Annotated in this window: 15 protein-coding genes; 11 read left to right on the top strand and 4 right to left on the bottom strand. The window is 56.8% G+C overall.

Going from position 1 to position 13632, the window contains the following annotated elements; genetic code table 11:
• The first annotated feature begins 85 nt into the window (after positions 1-85).
• From ftsN to rraA, 5 genes are all read left to right on the top strand, one after another.
• On the top strand, positions 86-1090 hold the full coding sequence (gene ftsN / locus I6L58_RS13285) for a cell division protein FtsN (RefSeq protein ID WP_088209379.1): 1005 nt from the start codon (positions 86-88) through the stop codon (positions 1088-1090).
• A 94-nt stretch (positions 1091-1184) separates the two neighbouring features.
• Positions 1185-1715 carry an ATP-dependent protease subunit HslV gene (hslV, locus tag I6L58_RS13280; protein WP_042322674.1) on the top strand — a complete coding sequence of 177 codons (531 nt, stop codon included), beginning with the start codon at positions 1185-1187 and terminating at the stop codon, positions 1713-1715.
• Positions 1716-1724: 9 nt separating this feature from the next.
• Positions 1725-3056 (top strand): HslU--HslV peptidase ATPase subunit, encoded by a 1332-nt coding sequence (hslU, locus tag I6L58_RS13275; RefSeq protein WP_006179178.1) that lies wholly within the window; start codon positions 1725-1727, stop codon positions 3054-3056.
• Between the two features lie 68 nt (positions 3057-3124).
• A complete protein-coding gene (menA, locus tag I6L58_RS13270; RefSeq protein ID WP_006179177.1) occupies positions 3125-4045 on the top strand; it encodes a 1,4-dihydroxy-2-naphthoate polyprenyltransferase in 921 nt (306 codons plus the stop codon).
• A 92-nt stretch (positions 4046-4137) separates the two neighbouring features.
• On the top strand, positions 4138-4623 hold the full coding sequence (gene rraA / locus I6L58_RS13265; RefSeq protein WP_006179176.1) for a ribonuclease E activity regulator RraA: 486 nt from the start codon (positions 4138-4140) through the stop codon (positions 4621-4623).
• A 36-nt stretch (positions 4624-4659) separates the two neighbouring features.
• Here rraA and I6L58_RS13260 read toward each other — a convergent pair whose 3' ends face one another.
• Both I6L58_RS13260 and zapB read right to left on the bottom strand, forming a co-directional pair.
• Positions 4660-5046, bottom strand: a complete 387-nt coding sequence (locus I6L58_RS13260) for a hypothetical protein (protein WP_088209378.1) — start codon at positions 5044-5046, stop codon at positions 4660-4662.
• 143 nt (positions 5047-5189) lie between these two features.
• Entirely contained in the window at positions 5190-5429 is a 240-nt protein-coding gene (zapB, locus tag I6L58_RS13255) for a septal ring assembly protein ZapB (protein WP_006179174.1), read from the bottom strand.
• A 398-nt stretch (positions 5430-5827) separates the two neighbouring features.
• On the opposite strand from zapB, the gene I6L58_RS13250 reads away from it, so the two are divergent.
• The 4 genes from I6L58_RS13250 to fpr all read left to right on the top strand — a co-directional run bounded on the left by I6L58_RS13250 (position 5828) and on the right by fpr (position 10180).
• Positions 5828-6673, top strand: a complete 846-nt coding sequence (locus I6L58_RS13250) for an MIP/aquaporin family protein (protein WP_006179173.1) — start codon at positions 5828-5830, stop codon at positions 6671-6673.
• A 21-nt stretch (positions 6674-6694) separates the two neighbouring features.
• On the top strand, positions 6695-8203 hold the full coding sequence (glpK, locus tag I6L58_RS13245; protein WP_006179172.1) for a glycerol kinase GlpK: 1509 nt from the start codon (positions 6695-6697) through the stop codon (positions 8201-8203).
• 123 nt (positions 8204-8326) lie between these two features.
• Positions 8327-9337 carry a class II fructose-bisphosphatase gene (gene glpX, locus I6L58_RS13240; RefSeq protein ID WP_006179171.1) on the top strand — a complete coding sequence of 337 codons (1011 nt, stop codon included), beginning with the start codon at positions 8327-8329 and terminating at the stop codon, positions 9335-9337.
• A 96-nt stretch (positions 9338-9433) separates the two neighbouring features.
• On the top strand, positions 9434-10180 hold the full coding sequence (gene fpr / locus I6L58_RS13235; protein ID WP_058610683.1) for a ferredoxin--NADP(+) reductase: 747 nt from the start codon (positions 9434-9436) through the stop codon (positions 10178-10180).
• On the opposite strand, the gene I6L58_RS13230 is transcribed toward fpr, so the two are convergent.
• Positions 10181-10600 carry a DUF805 domain-containing protein gene (locus tag I6L58_RS13230; protein ID WP_006179169.1) on the bottom strand — a complete coding sequence of 140 codons (420 nt, stop codon included), beginning with the start codon at positions 10598-10600 and terminating at the stop codon, positions 10181-10183.
• A 112-nt stretch (positions 10601-10712) separates the two neighbouring features.
• On the opposite strand from I6L58_RS13230, the gene I6L58_RS13225 reads away from it, so the two are divergent.
• Together I6L58_RS13225 and tpiA are read left to right on the top strand one after the other, a co-directional pair.
• Positions 10713-11309, top strand: a complete 597-nt coding sequence (locus I6L58_RS13225) for a DUF1454 family protein (protein ID WP_042322671.1) — start codon at positions 10713-10715, stop codon at positions 11307-11309.
• 111 nt (positions 11310-11420) lie between these two features.
• A complete protein-coding gene (tpiA, locus tag I6L58_RS13220; RefSeq protein WP_042322670.1) occupies positions 11421-12188 on the top strand; it encodes a triose-phosphate isomerase in 768 nt (255 codons plus the stop codon).
• A gap of 80 nt (positions 12189-12268) precedes the next feature.
• Here the strand turns inward: tpiA and I6L58_RS13215 are convergent, their stop codons facing one another.
• Positions 12269-13573, bottom strand: coding sequence for an SLC13 family permease (locus tag I6L58_RS13215; protein ID WP_088209377.1), 1305 nt, complete (start codon positions 13571-13573; stop codon positions 12269-12271).
• Between the last annotated feature and the right edge of the window lie 59 nt (positions 13574-13632).

The following is a 13632-nucleotide window of genomic DNA, read 5'->3' as shown; positions in this document are numbered from 1 at the left end:
CTCTTTAAGACTCACTGTCTGGTCAAAGCCCCGCCGCTTAAGTAACATGGCGGGCTGACGAACGAATAAATACAGCGAAACGATAGTGGCACAACGAGATTATGTACGTCGCGGCCAGCCGGCACCTTCGCGACGCAAAAAGAGTGGCTCAAGGAACAAGCAACGTAGCCTGCCTGCTGTCTCGCCAGCGATGGTCGCTATTGCTGCGGCTGTACTGGTCGCCTTTATTGGTGGCCTGTACTTTATCACGCACCATAAGAAAGAAGAGTCCGAGGCGCTTCAGGGCAACAAAGTGGTCGGCAATGGCTTACCGCCAAAACCTGAAGAACGCTGGCGTTACATTAAAGAGCTGGAAAGCCGCCAGCCGGGGGTGCGTGCGCCTACCGAACCGTCCGCCGGTGGCGAAGTGAAGAACGCCGATCAGCTCACGGATGAACAGCGTCAGCTCTTGGCCCAGATGCAGGCCGATATGCGCCAGCAGCCAACGCAGCTGAACGAAGTCCCGTGGAATGAACAAACGCCCGCTCAGCGTCAACAAACATTGCAGTTGCAGCGTCAGCGCCAGGCTCAGATCCAACAGCAGCAACAGCAGCAGTGGGCGCAAACCCAGCCGGTACAGCAGCCTCGCTCGCAGCCGCGGGTGACGGAACAGCCTTATCAGCAGCCGCAGCAGCAAACGCGCACGGTACAAACGCAGCCTGCCCAGCAGCCAAAAGCGCAGCCGCAAAAGCAAGCCGCCCAGCCGTATCAGGATCTGCTGCAAACGCCGGCGCATACCACCGCGCAGCAGCCGAATACGCAGCAGGCCGCACCGGTCACCAAAGAGACCGAAGCGCCGAAGCAAACGGCTGAGAAAAAAGATGAACGTCGCTGGATGGTGCAGTGTGGTTCGTTTAAAGGCGCAGAGCAGGCGGAAACCGTCCGTGCTCAGCTGGCGTTCGAAGGGTTTGATTCACGCATTACCACCAATAACGGCTGGAATCGCGTGGTGATTGGTCCGGTGAAAGGCAAAGAAAATGCCGATGGCACCATTTCCCGTCTGAAGGTCGCGGGCCACACAAACTGCATTCGACTCGCTTCCGGGGGTTGAAACCCCCAAAATCCCCCCCATCTATCATTCTATTCAGCCCTGAGCACAGGCTCAGGGCTTCTGTTTCCCGATTCTGTAACCAGGGGGTCTGCTCGTGACAACAATAGTAAGTGTACGCCGTAACGGCCAGGTGGTAATTGCCGGGGACGGCCAGGCCACGCTGGGTAATACCGTCATGAAAGGCAACGTGAAGAAAGTGCGTCGTCTCTATAACGACAAAGTGATCGCCGGTTTTGCAGGCGGCACTGCCGATGCCTTCACGCTGTTTGAACTGTTTGAACGCAAACTGGAAATGCACCAGGGTCATCTGGTGAAAGCCGCCGTTGAGCTGGCGAAAGACTGGCGTACCGACCGCATGCTGCGCAAGCTCGAAGCGCTGCTGGCCGTGGCCGACGAAAACGCCTCGCTGATCATCACCGGTAACGGTGACGTGATCCAGCCAGAAAACGACCTGATTGCCATCGGCTCTGGCGGCCCATACGCTCAGGCAGCTGCCCGCGCGCTGTTGGAAAATACCGACATGAACGCGCGCGATATCGCGGTGAAAGCGTTGGATATTGCAGGTGATATCTGCATCTATACCAACCACAATCACACCATCGAAGAATTACCGTCTAAAGCGTAAGGATCTCCCATGTCTGAAATGACCCCACGCGAAATTGTCAGCGAACTGAATAAACACATTATCGGCCAGGACAATGCCAAGCGTTCCGTGGCGATTGCCCTGCGTAACCGCTGGCGTCGTATGCAGCTTGATGAAGAGCTGCGCCATGAAGTGACCCCAAAAAACATTCTGATGATCGGCCCGACCGGCGTCGGTAAAACCGAAATCGCCCGTCGTCTGGCGAAGCTGGCTAACGCGCCGTTCATCAAAGTTGAAGCCACCAAGTTCACCGAGGTGGGCTATGTGGGTAAAGAAGTGGACTCCATCATCCGCGATCTGACCGATTCGGCGATCAAGATGGTGCGCGTTCAGGCTATCGAGAAGAACCGCTATCGCGCCGAAGAGATGGCCGAAGAGCGTATTCTCGACGTGCTGATCCCACCTGCCAAAAACAACTGGGGCCAGGCGGAACAGCAGGCTGAGCCGTCTGCGGCGCGTCAGGCGTTCCGCAAGAAGCTGCGCGAAGGCGAGCTGGACGACAAAGAGATTGAGATCGATCTCGCCGCTGCGCCAATGGGCGTTGAAATCATGGCCCCTCCTGGCATGGAAGAGATGACCAGCCAGCTGCAGTCCATGTTCCAGAACCTGGGTGGCCAGAAGCAGAAAGCGCGTAAGCTGAAAATCAAAGACGCGATGAAGCTGCTGATCGAAGAAGAAGCGGCGAAGCTGGTGAACCCGGAAGAGCTGAAGCAGGATGCTATCGACGCGGTTGAGCAGCACGGCATCGTGTTTATCGATGAAATCGACAAAATCTGTAAGCGCGGTGAATCCTCAGGCCCGGACGTTTCCCGTGAAGGCGTTCAGCGCGACCTGCTGCCGCTGGTTGAAGGCTGCACCGTCTCCACCAAACATGGTATGGTCAAAACCGACCACATCCTGTTTATCGCCTCTGGTGCGTTCCAGGTGGCCAAACCGTCTGACCTGATCCCGGAACTGCAGGGCCGTCTGCCGATCCGCGTTGAGCTGCAGGCGCTGACCACCGAAGATTTCGAGCGCATCCTGACCGAGCCAAACGCCTCTGTGACCGTACAGTACAAAGCGCTGATGGCAACCGAAGGCGTGAACATCGAGTTCACCGAGGATGGCATTAAACGCATCGCTCAGGCGGCATGGCAGGTTAACGAAACGACCGAGAACATCGGCGCGCGTCGTCTGCACACCGTACTGGAACGCCTGATGGAAGACATCTCTTATGATGCGAGCGACCTCAATGGCGAAAGCATTACCATCAACGCAGAATATGTGGGCAAACACCTGGATGCGTTAGTGGCAGATGAAGATCTGAGCCGTTTTATCCTATAATCGCGGTTATTGCATTTTCATCACTGTTGATGGGGGCTAATGCCCCCATTTTTATTGGCTAAATAACTATGACTGATATCAGCCGTACTCAGGCGTGGCTCGAAAGTTTACGCCCTAAAACCCTTCCTTTGGCCTTCGCCGCGATCGTCGTCGGTACTGCGCTTGCCTGGTGGCAAGGGCATTTCGATCCGTGGGTGGCGGGGCTGGCGTTGATTACCGCGGGTCTGCTGCAAATCCTCTCCAACCTCGCCAACGACTATGGCGACGCGGTAAAGGGCAGCGACAAGCCTGACCGCATCGGGCCACTGCGTGGGATGCAAAAAGGGGTGATCACCCAGGCGCAGATGAAACGAGCGCTGATTATCACCGTGGCGCTGATTTGCGTATCCGGCCTGGCGCTGGTGACGGTAGCGTCTAAAACCACCAGTGATTTTATTGGCTTTCTGGTGCTGGGCCTGCTCGCCATTATCGCGGCCATTACCTATACCGTCGGTACGCGGCCCTACGGCTATATCGGTCTGGGTGATATTTCAGTCCTGGTCTTCTTCGGCTGGCTGAGCGTGATGGGGAGCTGGTACTTACAGACGCATACGCTGATCCCTGCCCTGTTCCTGCCGGCGACCGCCTGCGGCCTGCTGGCGACGGCGGTGCTCAACATCAACAACCTGCGCGATATCGACAGCGACCGCGTAAACGGTAAGAACACGCTCGCGGTGCGCCTCGGCCCGGTAAACGCACGGCGCTACCACGTCTGCCTGCTGATGGGGGCGCTGATTTGCCTGGCGCTGTTTAACCTGATTTCACTGCACAGCCTGTGGGGCTGGCTATTTATACTCGCCGCACCGCTGCTGGTGAAACAGGCGCGCTTCGTGATGCGCGAACTTAGCCCGTCCGCCATGCCGCCGATGCTCGAACGCACGGTAAAAGGGGCGCTGTTAACTAACCTGTTGTTCGTCATCGGGATTGTCCTGAGCCAGACGCTGCGTTAACTGACAAATATCAATTAACAATTGATGATTTTGCCAACAACGCCTTTCGCACGATATACTGAACACATTCGCAGCAACTGAGCGTTAAACCTATGAAATACGATACCTCCGAGCTTTGTGACATCTACCAGGAAGATGTCAACGTCGTTGAACCGCTGTTCTCCAACTTTGGTGGACGGTCGTCGTTTGGCGGACAAATCATCACGGTGAAATGTTTCGAGGATAACGGGTTGCTGTACGATCTGCTCGAACAGAACGGCCGTGGCCGCGTTCTGCTGGTCGATGGCGGTGGTTCAGTGCGCCGCGCCCTGATCGACGCTGACCTTGCCCGTCTTGCCGCGCAAAACGAGTGGGAAGGGATTGTGGTCTACGGCTCCGTGCGCCAGGTGGACGATCTGGAAGACCTGGATATCGGCATCCAGGCTATCGCAGCCATTCCGGTGGGTGCAGCAGGTGACGGCATCGGCGAAAGCGACATCCGCGTGAATTTCGGCGGCGTGACCTTCTTCTCCGGCGACCATCTCTATGCCGACAATACCGGGATTATCCTTTCTGAGGATGCGCTGGATATTGAGTAACGATAAAGGCCATCGGCAAACCGGATGGCCTTTTTTTTATTTATCTTCACCCGATTCATAATGGGTGATACGAAGTTCATACGTTCCCTTCCGCTCCTCGACAGCAATCCCCATCTGAACACGACGGTCGGGATAGCTATTAATATAAGCATTGAGCTTTTCAGCTATCGACTGGATTTTATCCCCTTCAATATCCGTAAACGTAAGCGTACTGATCTGCAAGCCACTTCCCTCATCGGCGTGACGGGTGAAATACCAGTGCGATGCAAGCCTGGGTGCCTGCCTGAGCGGTTCAGGTGTTAATAAATAATATTGAAGAAAATCACGTTGCGTGTATTCCTCATCCATGAAGGAACGCGTCATCAAAACACAATAAAGTATCGCCAGCGCAGAGAACGTTAAAACAAGGAAATATTTCTTCATACGCGCAATTCATGAAAAGTGTTATCGACAATATCGCTTCGTTTCGTCATCTCGCGTTCCGTGTGAGTTGTCGTATCAAGCGAGTCTATTTCGATGAAATAAAAAAGGCACGCATTTAGCGTGCCTTTTGTACAAATTCGGAATTACACTTCTTCCATACGTCCCAGAAGCGCCTGCAGACGATCCTGCCAGCCATTCTGCTGTTCGCGCAGCTGGTGGTTTTCACGCTCCAGTTCTTCGCGGCTGTGCTGAGCATTCTGAACTTCCTGTGACAGGGAGTTGTTCTTCTCTTTCAGCTCTTCAATTTCCATCTGCAGCAGGGTGATGGTGTCGATCGCCTGCTGTACTTTCGATTCCAGTTTCTCAAACACTTCTAAAGACATGATGCTACCTCTCCTGAATTGCAAGGCGACGCTTTAACGTAAACGCGCACGACATAGCGTCGATTGTATGGAGCGCGACGCTCTCTGTCCAGCGACAGACCGCGCAGATCGCGCTTTGCAACACTTTTCAGTGTCATCCTGGTGCGTTCGCGGCATATACCCCTAAATTGTTAACTCTTTAGTTAATGAAATGATTCAGCTCTCATTCCTGTCGTGATGCAAAAACGCGCTTTATGGCGCGAAAACGCTCATTTTATTGACACAGACCACACATTTTGATTTCGATATTTCTCGTTTTTGCTCGTTAACGATAAATTAACACCGTGTCTACAGGGCACCATGGCTGTCACGGGCGGTCATGCTAACAAAAAACATTCAATTTCTTCAGGATTCCGATTATGAGTCAGACATCAACCTTAAAAGGCCAGTGCATTGCCGAGTTTCTGGGTACCGGGTTGTTGATATTCTTCGGAGTGGGCTGTGTCGCAGCACTGAAAGTGGCGGGTGCCAGTTTCGGTCAGTGGGAAATCAGCATCATCTGGGGTCTGGGCGTGGCGATGGCCATCTACCTGACCGCAGGGGTTTCCGGTGCACATCTTAACCCGGCGGTGACCATCGCGCTGTGGCTGTTCGCGTGCTTCGACGGACGCAAAGTCGTACCCTTTATCCTTTCTCAATTTGCCGGCGCGTTTTGCGCAGCGGCGTTAGTTTACGGGCTTTATTACAATCTTTTCAGCGACTTCGAACAAACGCATCATATGGTTCGCGGCAGTGTCGACAGCCTGGAACTGGCTGGCATCTTCTCCACCTATCCGAACCCACATATCAATTTTGTGCAGGCGTTCGCAGTTGAAATGGTGATTACCGCTATTCTGATGGGCGTTATCATGGCGCTGGGCGATGACGGGAACGGTATCCCGCGCGGCCCGCTGGCGCCTCTGCTGATTGGCCTGCTGATCGCCGTCATCGGGGCATCAATGGGGCCTCTGACAGGCTTTGCGATGAACCCGGCGCGTGACCTGGGGCCGAAAACCTTCGCGTTCTTCGCGGGCTGGGGCGACGTTGCCTTCACCGGCGGCAAAGACATTCCTTACTTCCTGGTGCCGCTGTTCGGGCCTATCGTAGGGGCGGCGCTGGGCGCATTCGGCTATCGCAAATTAATTGGTCGCCACTTACCGTGCGACACCTGTGTGGAAGAGGAGAAAGAGACGACCTCCGCCACACAACAAAAAGCTTCGCTGTAAACTGACTACGGGACACAAACCATGACCGAAAAAAAATATATCGTTGCGCTCGACCAGGGCACCACCAGCTCCCGCGCTGTCGTAATGGATCATGACGCGAACATCGTCAGCGTGTCACAGCGCGAATTTGAACAAATTTATCCTCGTCCAGGCTGGGTAGAGCACGACCCAATGGAGATCTGGGCGTCACAAAGCTCTACTCTGGTCGAAGTGCTGGCGAAAGCCGACATCAGTTCCGACGAGATTGCCGCCATCGGCATCACCAACCAGCGTGAAACCACCGTTGTCTGGGAACGCGAAACCGGCAAACCGATTTACAACGCCATCGTCTGGCAGTGCCGCCGCACCTCGGAAATTTGCGAAAAGCTGAAACGCGACGGCATGGAAGAGTACATCCGTAGCGCCACCGGGCTGGTCATTGACCCGTACTTCTCCGGCACCAAGGTGAAGTGGATCCTCGACCACGTCGAAGGCTCACGCGAGCGCGCAAAACGCGGCGAGCTGCTGTTCGGCACCGTCGATACCTGGCTTATCTGGAAGATGACCCAGGGACGCGTGCACGTCACCGACTACACCAACGCCTCGCGCACCATGCTGTTCAACATCAACACCCTCGAGTGGGATGACAAGATGCTGGACGCGCTGGATATCCCGCGCGCCATGCTGCCACAGGTACGCAAGTCCTCCGAGGTGTACGGCCAGACCAACATCGGCGGTAAAGGCGGCACGCGTATCCCTATCGCCGGTATCGCTGGCGATCAACAGGCGGCGCTGTTCGGCCAGCTGTGCGTTAAGGAAGGGATGGCGAAGAACACCTACGGCACCGGCTGCTTTATGCTGATGAACACCGGCGAGAAGGCGGTGAAATCAGAGAACGGCCTGCTGACAACTATCGCCTGTGGCCCACGCGGCGAAGTGAACTACGCTCTGGAAGGCGCGGTATTCATGGCAGGCGCGTCTATTCAGTGGCTGCGCGACGAGATGAAGCTCATCAGCGACGCGTTTGACTCCGAATATTTCGCCACCAAGGTGAAAGACACCAACGGCGTATACGTGGTGCCTGCCTTCACCGGCCTTGGCGCTCCCTACTGGGACCCGTATGCGCGCGGTGCTATTTTCGGCCTGACGCGCGGCGTGAACTCAAACCACATCATCCGCGCGACGCTGGAGTCCATTGCCTACCAGACGCGCGATGTGCTGGAAGCGATGCAGGCCGACTCCGGGATTCGTCTTCACGCCCTGCGCGTGGACGGCGGCGCGGTCGCCAACAACTTCCTGATGCAGTTCCAGTCCGACATTCTGGGCACCCGCGTGGAGCGTCCTGAAGTGCGCGAAGTTACGGCGCTTGGCGCGGCGTACCTCGCCGGTCTGGCGGTCGGTTTCTGGCAGAACCTGGACGAACTGCAGGAAAAAGCGGTCATCGAACGCGAATTCCGCCCGGGTATCGAAACCACCGAGCGTAACTACCGCTACAGCGGCTGGAAGAAAGCGGTGAAGCGCGCCCTGGCGTGGGAAGAGCACGACGAGTAATCAAATATTCCCTCTCCCATGGGGAGAGGGTCAGGGTGAGGGGCCCAGACCGCACCGGTCCCCGCACCCCATCCCACTCTGTGATAAACTTCGTGCAATTCTTTTTGATTGCACGAGTACCTCATGAAACGTGAACTTGCCATCGAGTTTTCCCGCGTCACCGAAGCCGCCGCCCTGGCTGGCTATAAATGGCTTGGCCGTGGCGACAAAAATACCGCTGACGGCGCAGCTGTCCATGCCATGCGCATTGTCCTCAATCAGGTCAACATCGACGGCACCATCGTGATTGGCGAAGGCGAAATCGACGAAGCGCCGATGCTCTACATCGGTGAAAAAGTCGGTACCGGCAAGGGCGATGCCGTGGATATCGCCGTCGACCCCATTGAAGGCACCCGCATGACGGCGATGGGCCAGGCTAACGCCCTGGCAGTGCTGGCGGTCGGCGACAAAGGTTGCTTCCTCAATGCGCCAGATATGTACATGGAAAAGCTGATCGTCGGCCCCGGCGCGAAGGGCGCAATCGACCTTAACCTGCCGCTGGAAGAGAACCTGCGCAACGTCGCCGCGGCGTTGGGTAAACCGCTCGGTGAACTGACCGTCACCATTCTGGCGAAACCGCGCCACGACGCCACCATCACCCAGATGCAAAAGCTCGGCGTGCGCGTCTTTGCCATCCCGGACGGCGACGTTGCCGCCTCCATCCTGACCTGCATGCCTGACAGCGAAGTGGACGTGCTTTACGGCATCGGCGGCGCGCCGGAAGGCGTGGTCTCCGCGGCGGTGATCCGCGCGCTCGACGGCGATATGCAGGCCCGCCTGCTGGCGCGTCACGACGTTAAAGGCGACAGCGAAGAGAACCGTCGCATTGGCGAGAACGAACTGGCACGCTGTGCGGCGATGGGCATTGAAGCCAACAGGGTACTGGCGTTAAACGACATGGCGCGCAGCGATAACGTGGTCTTCTCTGCAACCGGCATCACTAAAGGCGATCTGCTGGATGGCATTACCCGCAAGGGCAATATGGCGACCACCGAAACGCTGCTGATCCGCGGAAAATCACGCACCATTCGCCGCATTCAGTCTATCCACTATCTCGATCGTAAAGACCCGGACGTGCAGACCCACATTCTGTGAAACCGTTTGATCGATTGAGCTTTCCGGCCCGATTGGGCTGGAAATCTTCACCGCAAGACCGGAAGATAGAGCAGAGAAACAGCACAGGAGAAGATCATGGCGGACTGGGTAACGGGTAAAGTCACAAAGGTACAGTTCTGGACCGATGCGCTATTTAGTCTCACCCTTCACGCTCCGGTTCATCCGTTTACCGCAGGGCAATTTGCGAAGCTGGGGCTGGATGTCGACGGCGAGCGCGTACAGCGCGCCTATTCATACGTCAACGCGCCGGATAACCCGGACCTTGAGTTCTATCTGGTTACCGTCCCGGACGGCAAGCTCAGCCCGCGCCTCGCCGCGCTGAAGCCCGGCGACGAGGTGCAGATTGTCAGCGAAGCCGCAGGCTTCTTCGTGCTGGACGAAATTCCGGACTGCGACACCCTGTGGATGCTGGCGACCGGGACCGCCATCGGCCCTTACCTCTCCATTCTGGAGTATGGCAAAGATCTTGAGCGTTTTAAGAATATCGTGCTGGTACACGCCGCGCGCTATGCCGCTGATTTGAGCTATCTGCCGCAAATGCAGGCGCTGGAGCAGCGCTATGCCGGGAAGCTGAAAATTCAGACCGTGGTCAGCCGCGAAACGGCGGCAGGCTCGCTGACAGGACGCGTGCCGGCGCTGATTGAGAGCGGTGCGCTGGAAGCGGCGGTTGGTTTACCGATGAATACGGAAACCAGCCACGTGATGCTGTGCGGTAACCCGCAGATGGTCAGGGATACGCAGCAGCTTCTGAAGGATACCCGGCAGATGACGAAGCACCTTCGCCGCCGACCGGGCCATATGACGGCTGAACACTACTGGTGATCAGCGGTACTTCACCTCAAGGGTGTCTTTACCGTATTTGTTTTCGCTCTGGGTGCCGATAAACGCGCCCAGATCGATAATCATCATCACAAAGATAATGGTCGGCAACAGCAGGCCAACCACCCACGGGAGGATGGACGGCAGTATCGACCAGTCCCCTGCCACCAGCATCCACGCCAGAATAATCAGAAATGCCCATGCGCCGGAGCGGCCGCGATCGTGCAGGCGTTTTACCACCACTGCCGCCGTTGGCCACAGCAGGCACACCAGCGCAAAGGCCGCAGTTTGCGTGCTCAGCCACGCATTGAACGCCACGAAAAACAGCGCCAGCATAGCGACGATCCACGTCACTATCCATATCCAGAAGTCCCGGCGTCCGATACGCCCTTTGAATGAAAACAGCCACTGCTGTATGGTCATGTAAGGTTCCTTATTATGATATAGCGCGCATTTTACCCTGGAGTGGTGACCTTTTGACAAGCCAGGCATATATCGTTTTAATCATGGCCATTGACGGCCAGGGGCAATATTGATGAAAAGTTCGGCATACTCTCTGTTACTGTGTTTAGCGATGCTGAGCGCCAGCGTCACCCTGCACGCCGCCGACACCGCCGCTCCTGCTGCCGCGCCCTATCTGCTTGCGGGCGCGCCGTCGTTCGATCGCTCCATCAGCCAGTTCCGCGAAGCCTTTAACAAAGACAACCCAACCCTGCCGCTGGATGAATTTCGCTCTATCGAGAGCGCCCGGGATACCTCGACCCTCACCCGCGCAGCCAGCAAGATTAACGAAAATCTGTATGCCTCAACCGCGCTGGAGCGTGGAACGTTAAAAATCAAAAGCATGCAGATAACCTGGCTGCCCATCCAGGGACCTGAACAGAAAGCGGCAAAAGCGAAAGCCCATGAATACATGAGCGCCGTGCTGCGCGCTTTTACCCCGGCCTTAACCAAAGCGCAGAGCCAGCAAAAGCTGCAAAAACTGCTCACTGCGGGTAAAAACAAACACTATTACGCCGAGACCGAAGGTGCCGTTCGCTATGTGGTGGCAGATAATGGCGAAAAGGGACTGACCTTCGCTGTTGAACCGATTAAGCTGGCACTATCAGACCCGCTCGGAGGGGCGAATTAATGACAAAAAGCAAAGCCTTTCGAGGGAAAATCTCTATACTGATTCACAGACCATGCCGCCCTTAAGGGTGGCCATATTCCTTAATTCGCTTATTTAGCGTGGAGAATTGAAATGCGACATCCTTTAGTGATGGGTAACTGGAAACTGAACGGCAGCCGCCACATGGTAAACGAGCTGGTTGCGAACCTGCGTAAAGAGCTGGCTGGCGTAACGGGCTGTGCGGTTGCTATCGCGCCACCGGATATGTACCTGGACCTGGCTAAACGTGCCGCTGACGGCAGCCACATCGTGCTGGGTGCTCAGAACGTTGACGTTAACCTGTCTGGCGCATTCACCGGTGAAACCTCCGCTGAAATGCTGAAAGATATCGGCGCGAAATACATCATCATCGGCCACTCTGAGCGTCGCACCTACCACAAAGAATCCGACGAGTTTATCGCGAAGAAATTCGCCGTGCTGAAAGAGCAGGGTCTGATCCCGGTTCTGTGCATCGGTGAAACCGAAGCAGAAAACGAAGCGGGTAAAACCGAAGAAGTGTGTGCTCGTCAGATCGACGCCGTACTGAAAACCCAGGGCGCGAGCGCGTTCGAAGGCGCGGTTATCGCTTACGAGCCAGTCTGGGCTATCGGTACCGGCAAATCAGCAACCCCAGCGCAGGCGCAGGCGGTTCACAAATTTATCCGTGACCACATTGCTAAAGCAGACGCGAAAGTGGCTGAGCAGGTTATCATCCAGTACGGCGGTTCCGTAAATGCAGCGAACGCCGCTGAGCTGTTCACCCAGCCGGACATCGACGGCGCGCTGGTTGGCGGCGCATCCCTGAAAGCCGACGCTTTCGCGGTGATCGTTAAAGCAGCAGAAGCCGCTAAACAGGCGTAATGCTGTTGTGGCGGGTGGCGCTTAGCTAACCCGCCCTACGGTTCTGTAGGCCCGGTAAGCGTCAGCGCCACCGGGCTTTTTTACAGCCGTCCCAGCAAGCTAAACCACAGATAATCCAGCGGCAGCAGTACCATATAGGTCGCTATCGCCAGTGCCAGACACAGCAACATTCCGGCCCTCGCAGGCACCTTTCCTAACCCCATCGCCACCACAATCGGCGACGCCTGATACGGCAGCAGCGGCGTGGAATACCCCAGCACCTGAATCATGATCACCGACAGCAGCGGGAAGCCGGTCGCATCCGCGAAGCTCTGCGCCAGCGTGGTGTACAACGCCGGAACGCCGTTGGCCGTCATGATGAAGTTGAGCGCGGTGGTGATCCCCGTCAGCGCCAGGAAACTGGTAAACGGCCTGTCTGCATCCAGCGGCATAACGTGCAGCAACGCCTCCCCCACCGCCGCACCGATACCGGTCTGCGTGACGGTAATCGCCAGCCCGAGTATGCCCGCCACATAAATGCAGGTGCGCATGTTCACTCCCGCCGAGAACTCCTCTCCGGTGATAAAGCCAATACGCGGCAGCATGACGATGACCGATGCCGCCAGACCCGTCCAGGCGGGTCCCACGCCGTGCCAGCTCTCGGTGACCCACATCACCAGCACGACCGCCAGCAGCCAGGCGAGACGCTTTTCGTCCCGCCCCATCGGCTCAGAGGGTGCCAGATCGCGCGGTGGCTTTGGGCTGCCGGGAAACAGCCAGCAGATCAGGCCGATCAGAATCAGGCCTTTGAGAATGCCCAGCACCGGCGTATGCAGCAGCAGGTACGGCACATAGTTGAGGTGGATCCCGTACGAGCCTTCCGCCGCGCCGCTCATCACCAGGTTGGGAACGTTGGCTGGCAGAATGGTCGCGGAGAGCTGGAACGTGCCGAATCCGACCGCCAGCGCCAGGCCATACCAGGCGCGGGAGCCATCAGTAATACCGGCCCGCTTCGCCATGGCGGCGACAATCGGCATCAGCAGCGCAATACGTCCCATGTTCGACGGCATCACAAACGCCAGCGCGTAGCTGAGCAGCACCACGCTTGCGACCATCAGTACCCAGGAGTCGGTCAGTTTCGCGGACAATGCCCGCGCGGCCCTGTCCGCGAGGCCGGTTTTGCGGATCGCCACGCCCAGCACAAACCCGCTGAACACCAGCCAGAAGGCGGACGACGCAAAACCGCCGAAAATAACGTCCGGCGGGGCTATTTTGGTGGCCATCGCCGCCGTGAAAAACAACAGCGCGGTAATGAACTCCGGCAGCAGCGACGTCGCCCAGAGCACAATGGTGACGCCAACAATTAGCGAGGGCAGAAACAGAGGGTGAGTGAACCAGAGCGACATGCCTGTCTCCTGTAGATTTTTTCAGCAAGTCTACGGCGACAGGCAGGGCGAGTAAACGC

Source organism: Enterobacter cancerogenus, assembly GCF_019047785.1.
Classification (GTDB): Bacteria; Pseudomonadota; Gammaproteobacteria; order Enterobacterales; family Enterobacteriaceae; genus Enterobacter; species Enterobacter cancerogenus.
The sequence above is the reverse complement of the archived record's forward strand: the minus strand, read 5'-3'. Positions and strand labels throughout refer to the sequence as shown.

Bases quoted from the DNA above. Each gene is read 5' to 3' on its own strand.
- I6L58_RS13230 (WP_006179169.1), bottom strand. From the start codon at position 10,600: ATGACCATACAGCAGTGGCTGTTTTCATTCAAAGGGCGTATCGGACGC.
- I6L58_RS13260 (WP_088209378.1), bottom strand. From the start codon at position 5,046: ATGAAGAAATATTTCCTTGTTTTAACGTTCTCTGCGCTGGCGATACTT.
- rraA (WP_006179176.1), top strand. From the start codon at position 4,138: ATGAAATACGATACCTCCGAGCTTTGTGACATCTACCAGGAAGATGTC.
- glpK (WP_006179172.1), top strand. From the start codon at position 6,695: ATGACCGAAAAAAAATATATCGTTGCGCTCGACCAGGGCACCACCAGC.
- zapB (WP_006179174.1), bottom strand. From the start codon at position 5,429: ATGTCTTTAGAAGTGTTTGAGAAACTGGAATCGAAAGTACAGCAGGCG.
- glpX (WP_006179171.1), top strand. From the start codon at position 8,327: ATGAAACGTGAACTTGCCATCGAGTTTTCCCGCGTCACCGAAGCCGCC.
- menA (WP_006179177.1), top strand. From the start codon at position 3,125: ATGACTGATATCAGCCGTACTCAGGCGTGGCTCGAAAGTTTACGCCCT.
- I6L58_RS13250 (WP_006179173.1), top strand. From the start codon at position 5,828: ATGAGTCAGACATCAACCTTAAAAGGCCAGTGCATTGCCGAGTTTCTG.
- tpiA (WP_042322670.1), top strand. From the start codon at position 11,421: ATGCGACATCCTTTAGTGATGGGTAACTGGAAACTGAACGGCAGCCGC.
- I6L58_RS13215 (WP_088209377.1), bottom strand. From the start codon at position 13,573: ATGTCGCTCTGGTTCACTCACCCTCTGTTTCTGCCCTCGCTAATTGTT.
- fpr (WP_058610683.1), top strand. From the start codon at position 9,434: ATGGCGGACTGGGTAACGGGTAAAGTCACAAAGGTACAGTTCTGGACC.
- I6L58_RS13225 (WP_042322671.1), top strand. From the start codon at position 10,713: ATGAAAAGTTCGGCATACTCTCTGTTACTGTGTTTAGCGATGCTGAGC.
- hslU (WP_006179178.1), top strand. From the start codon at position 1,725: ATGTCTGAAATGACCCCACGCGAAATTGTCAGCGAACTGAATAAACAC.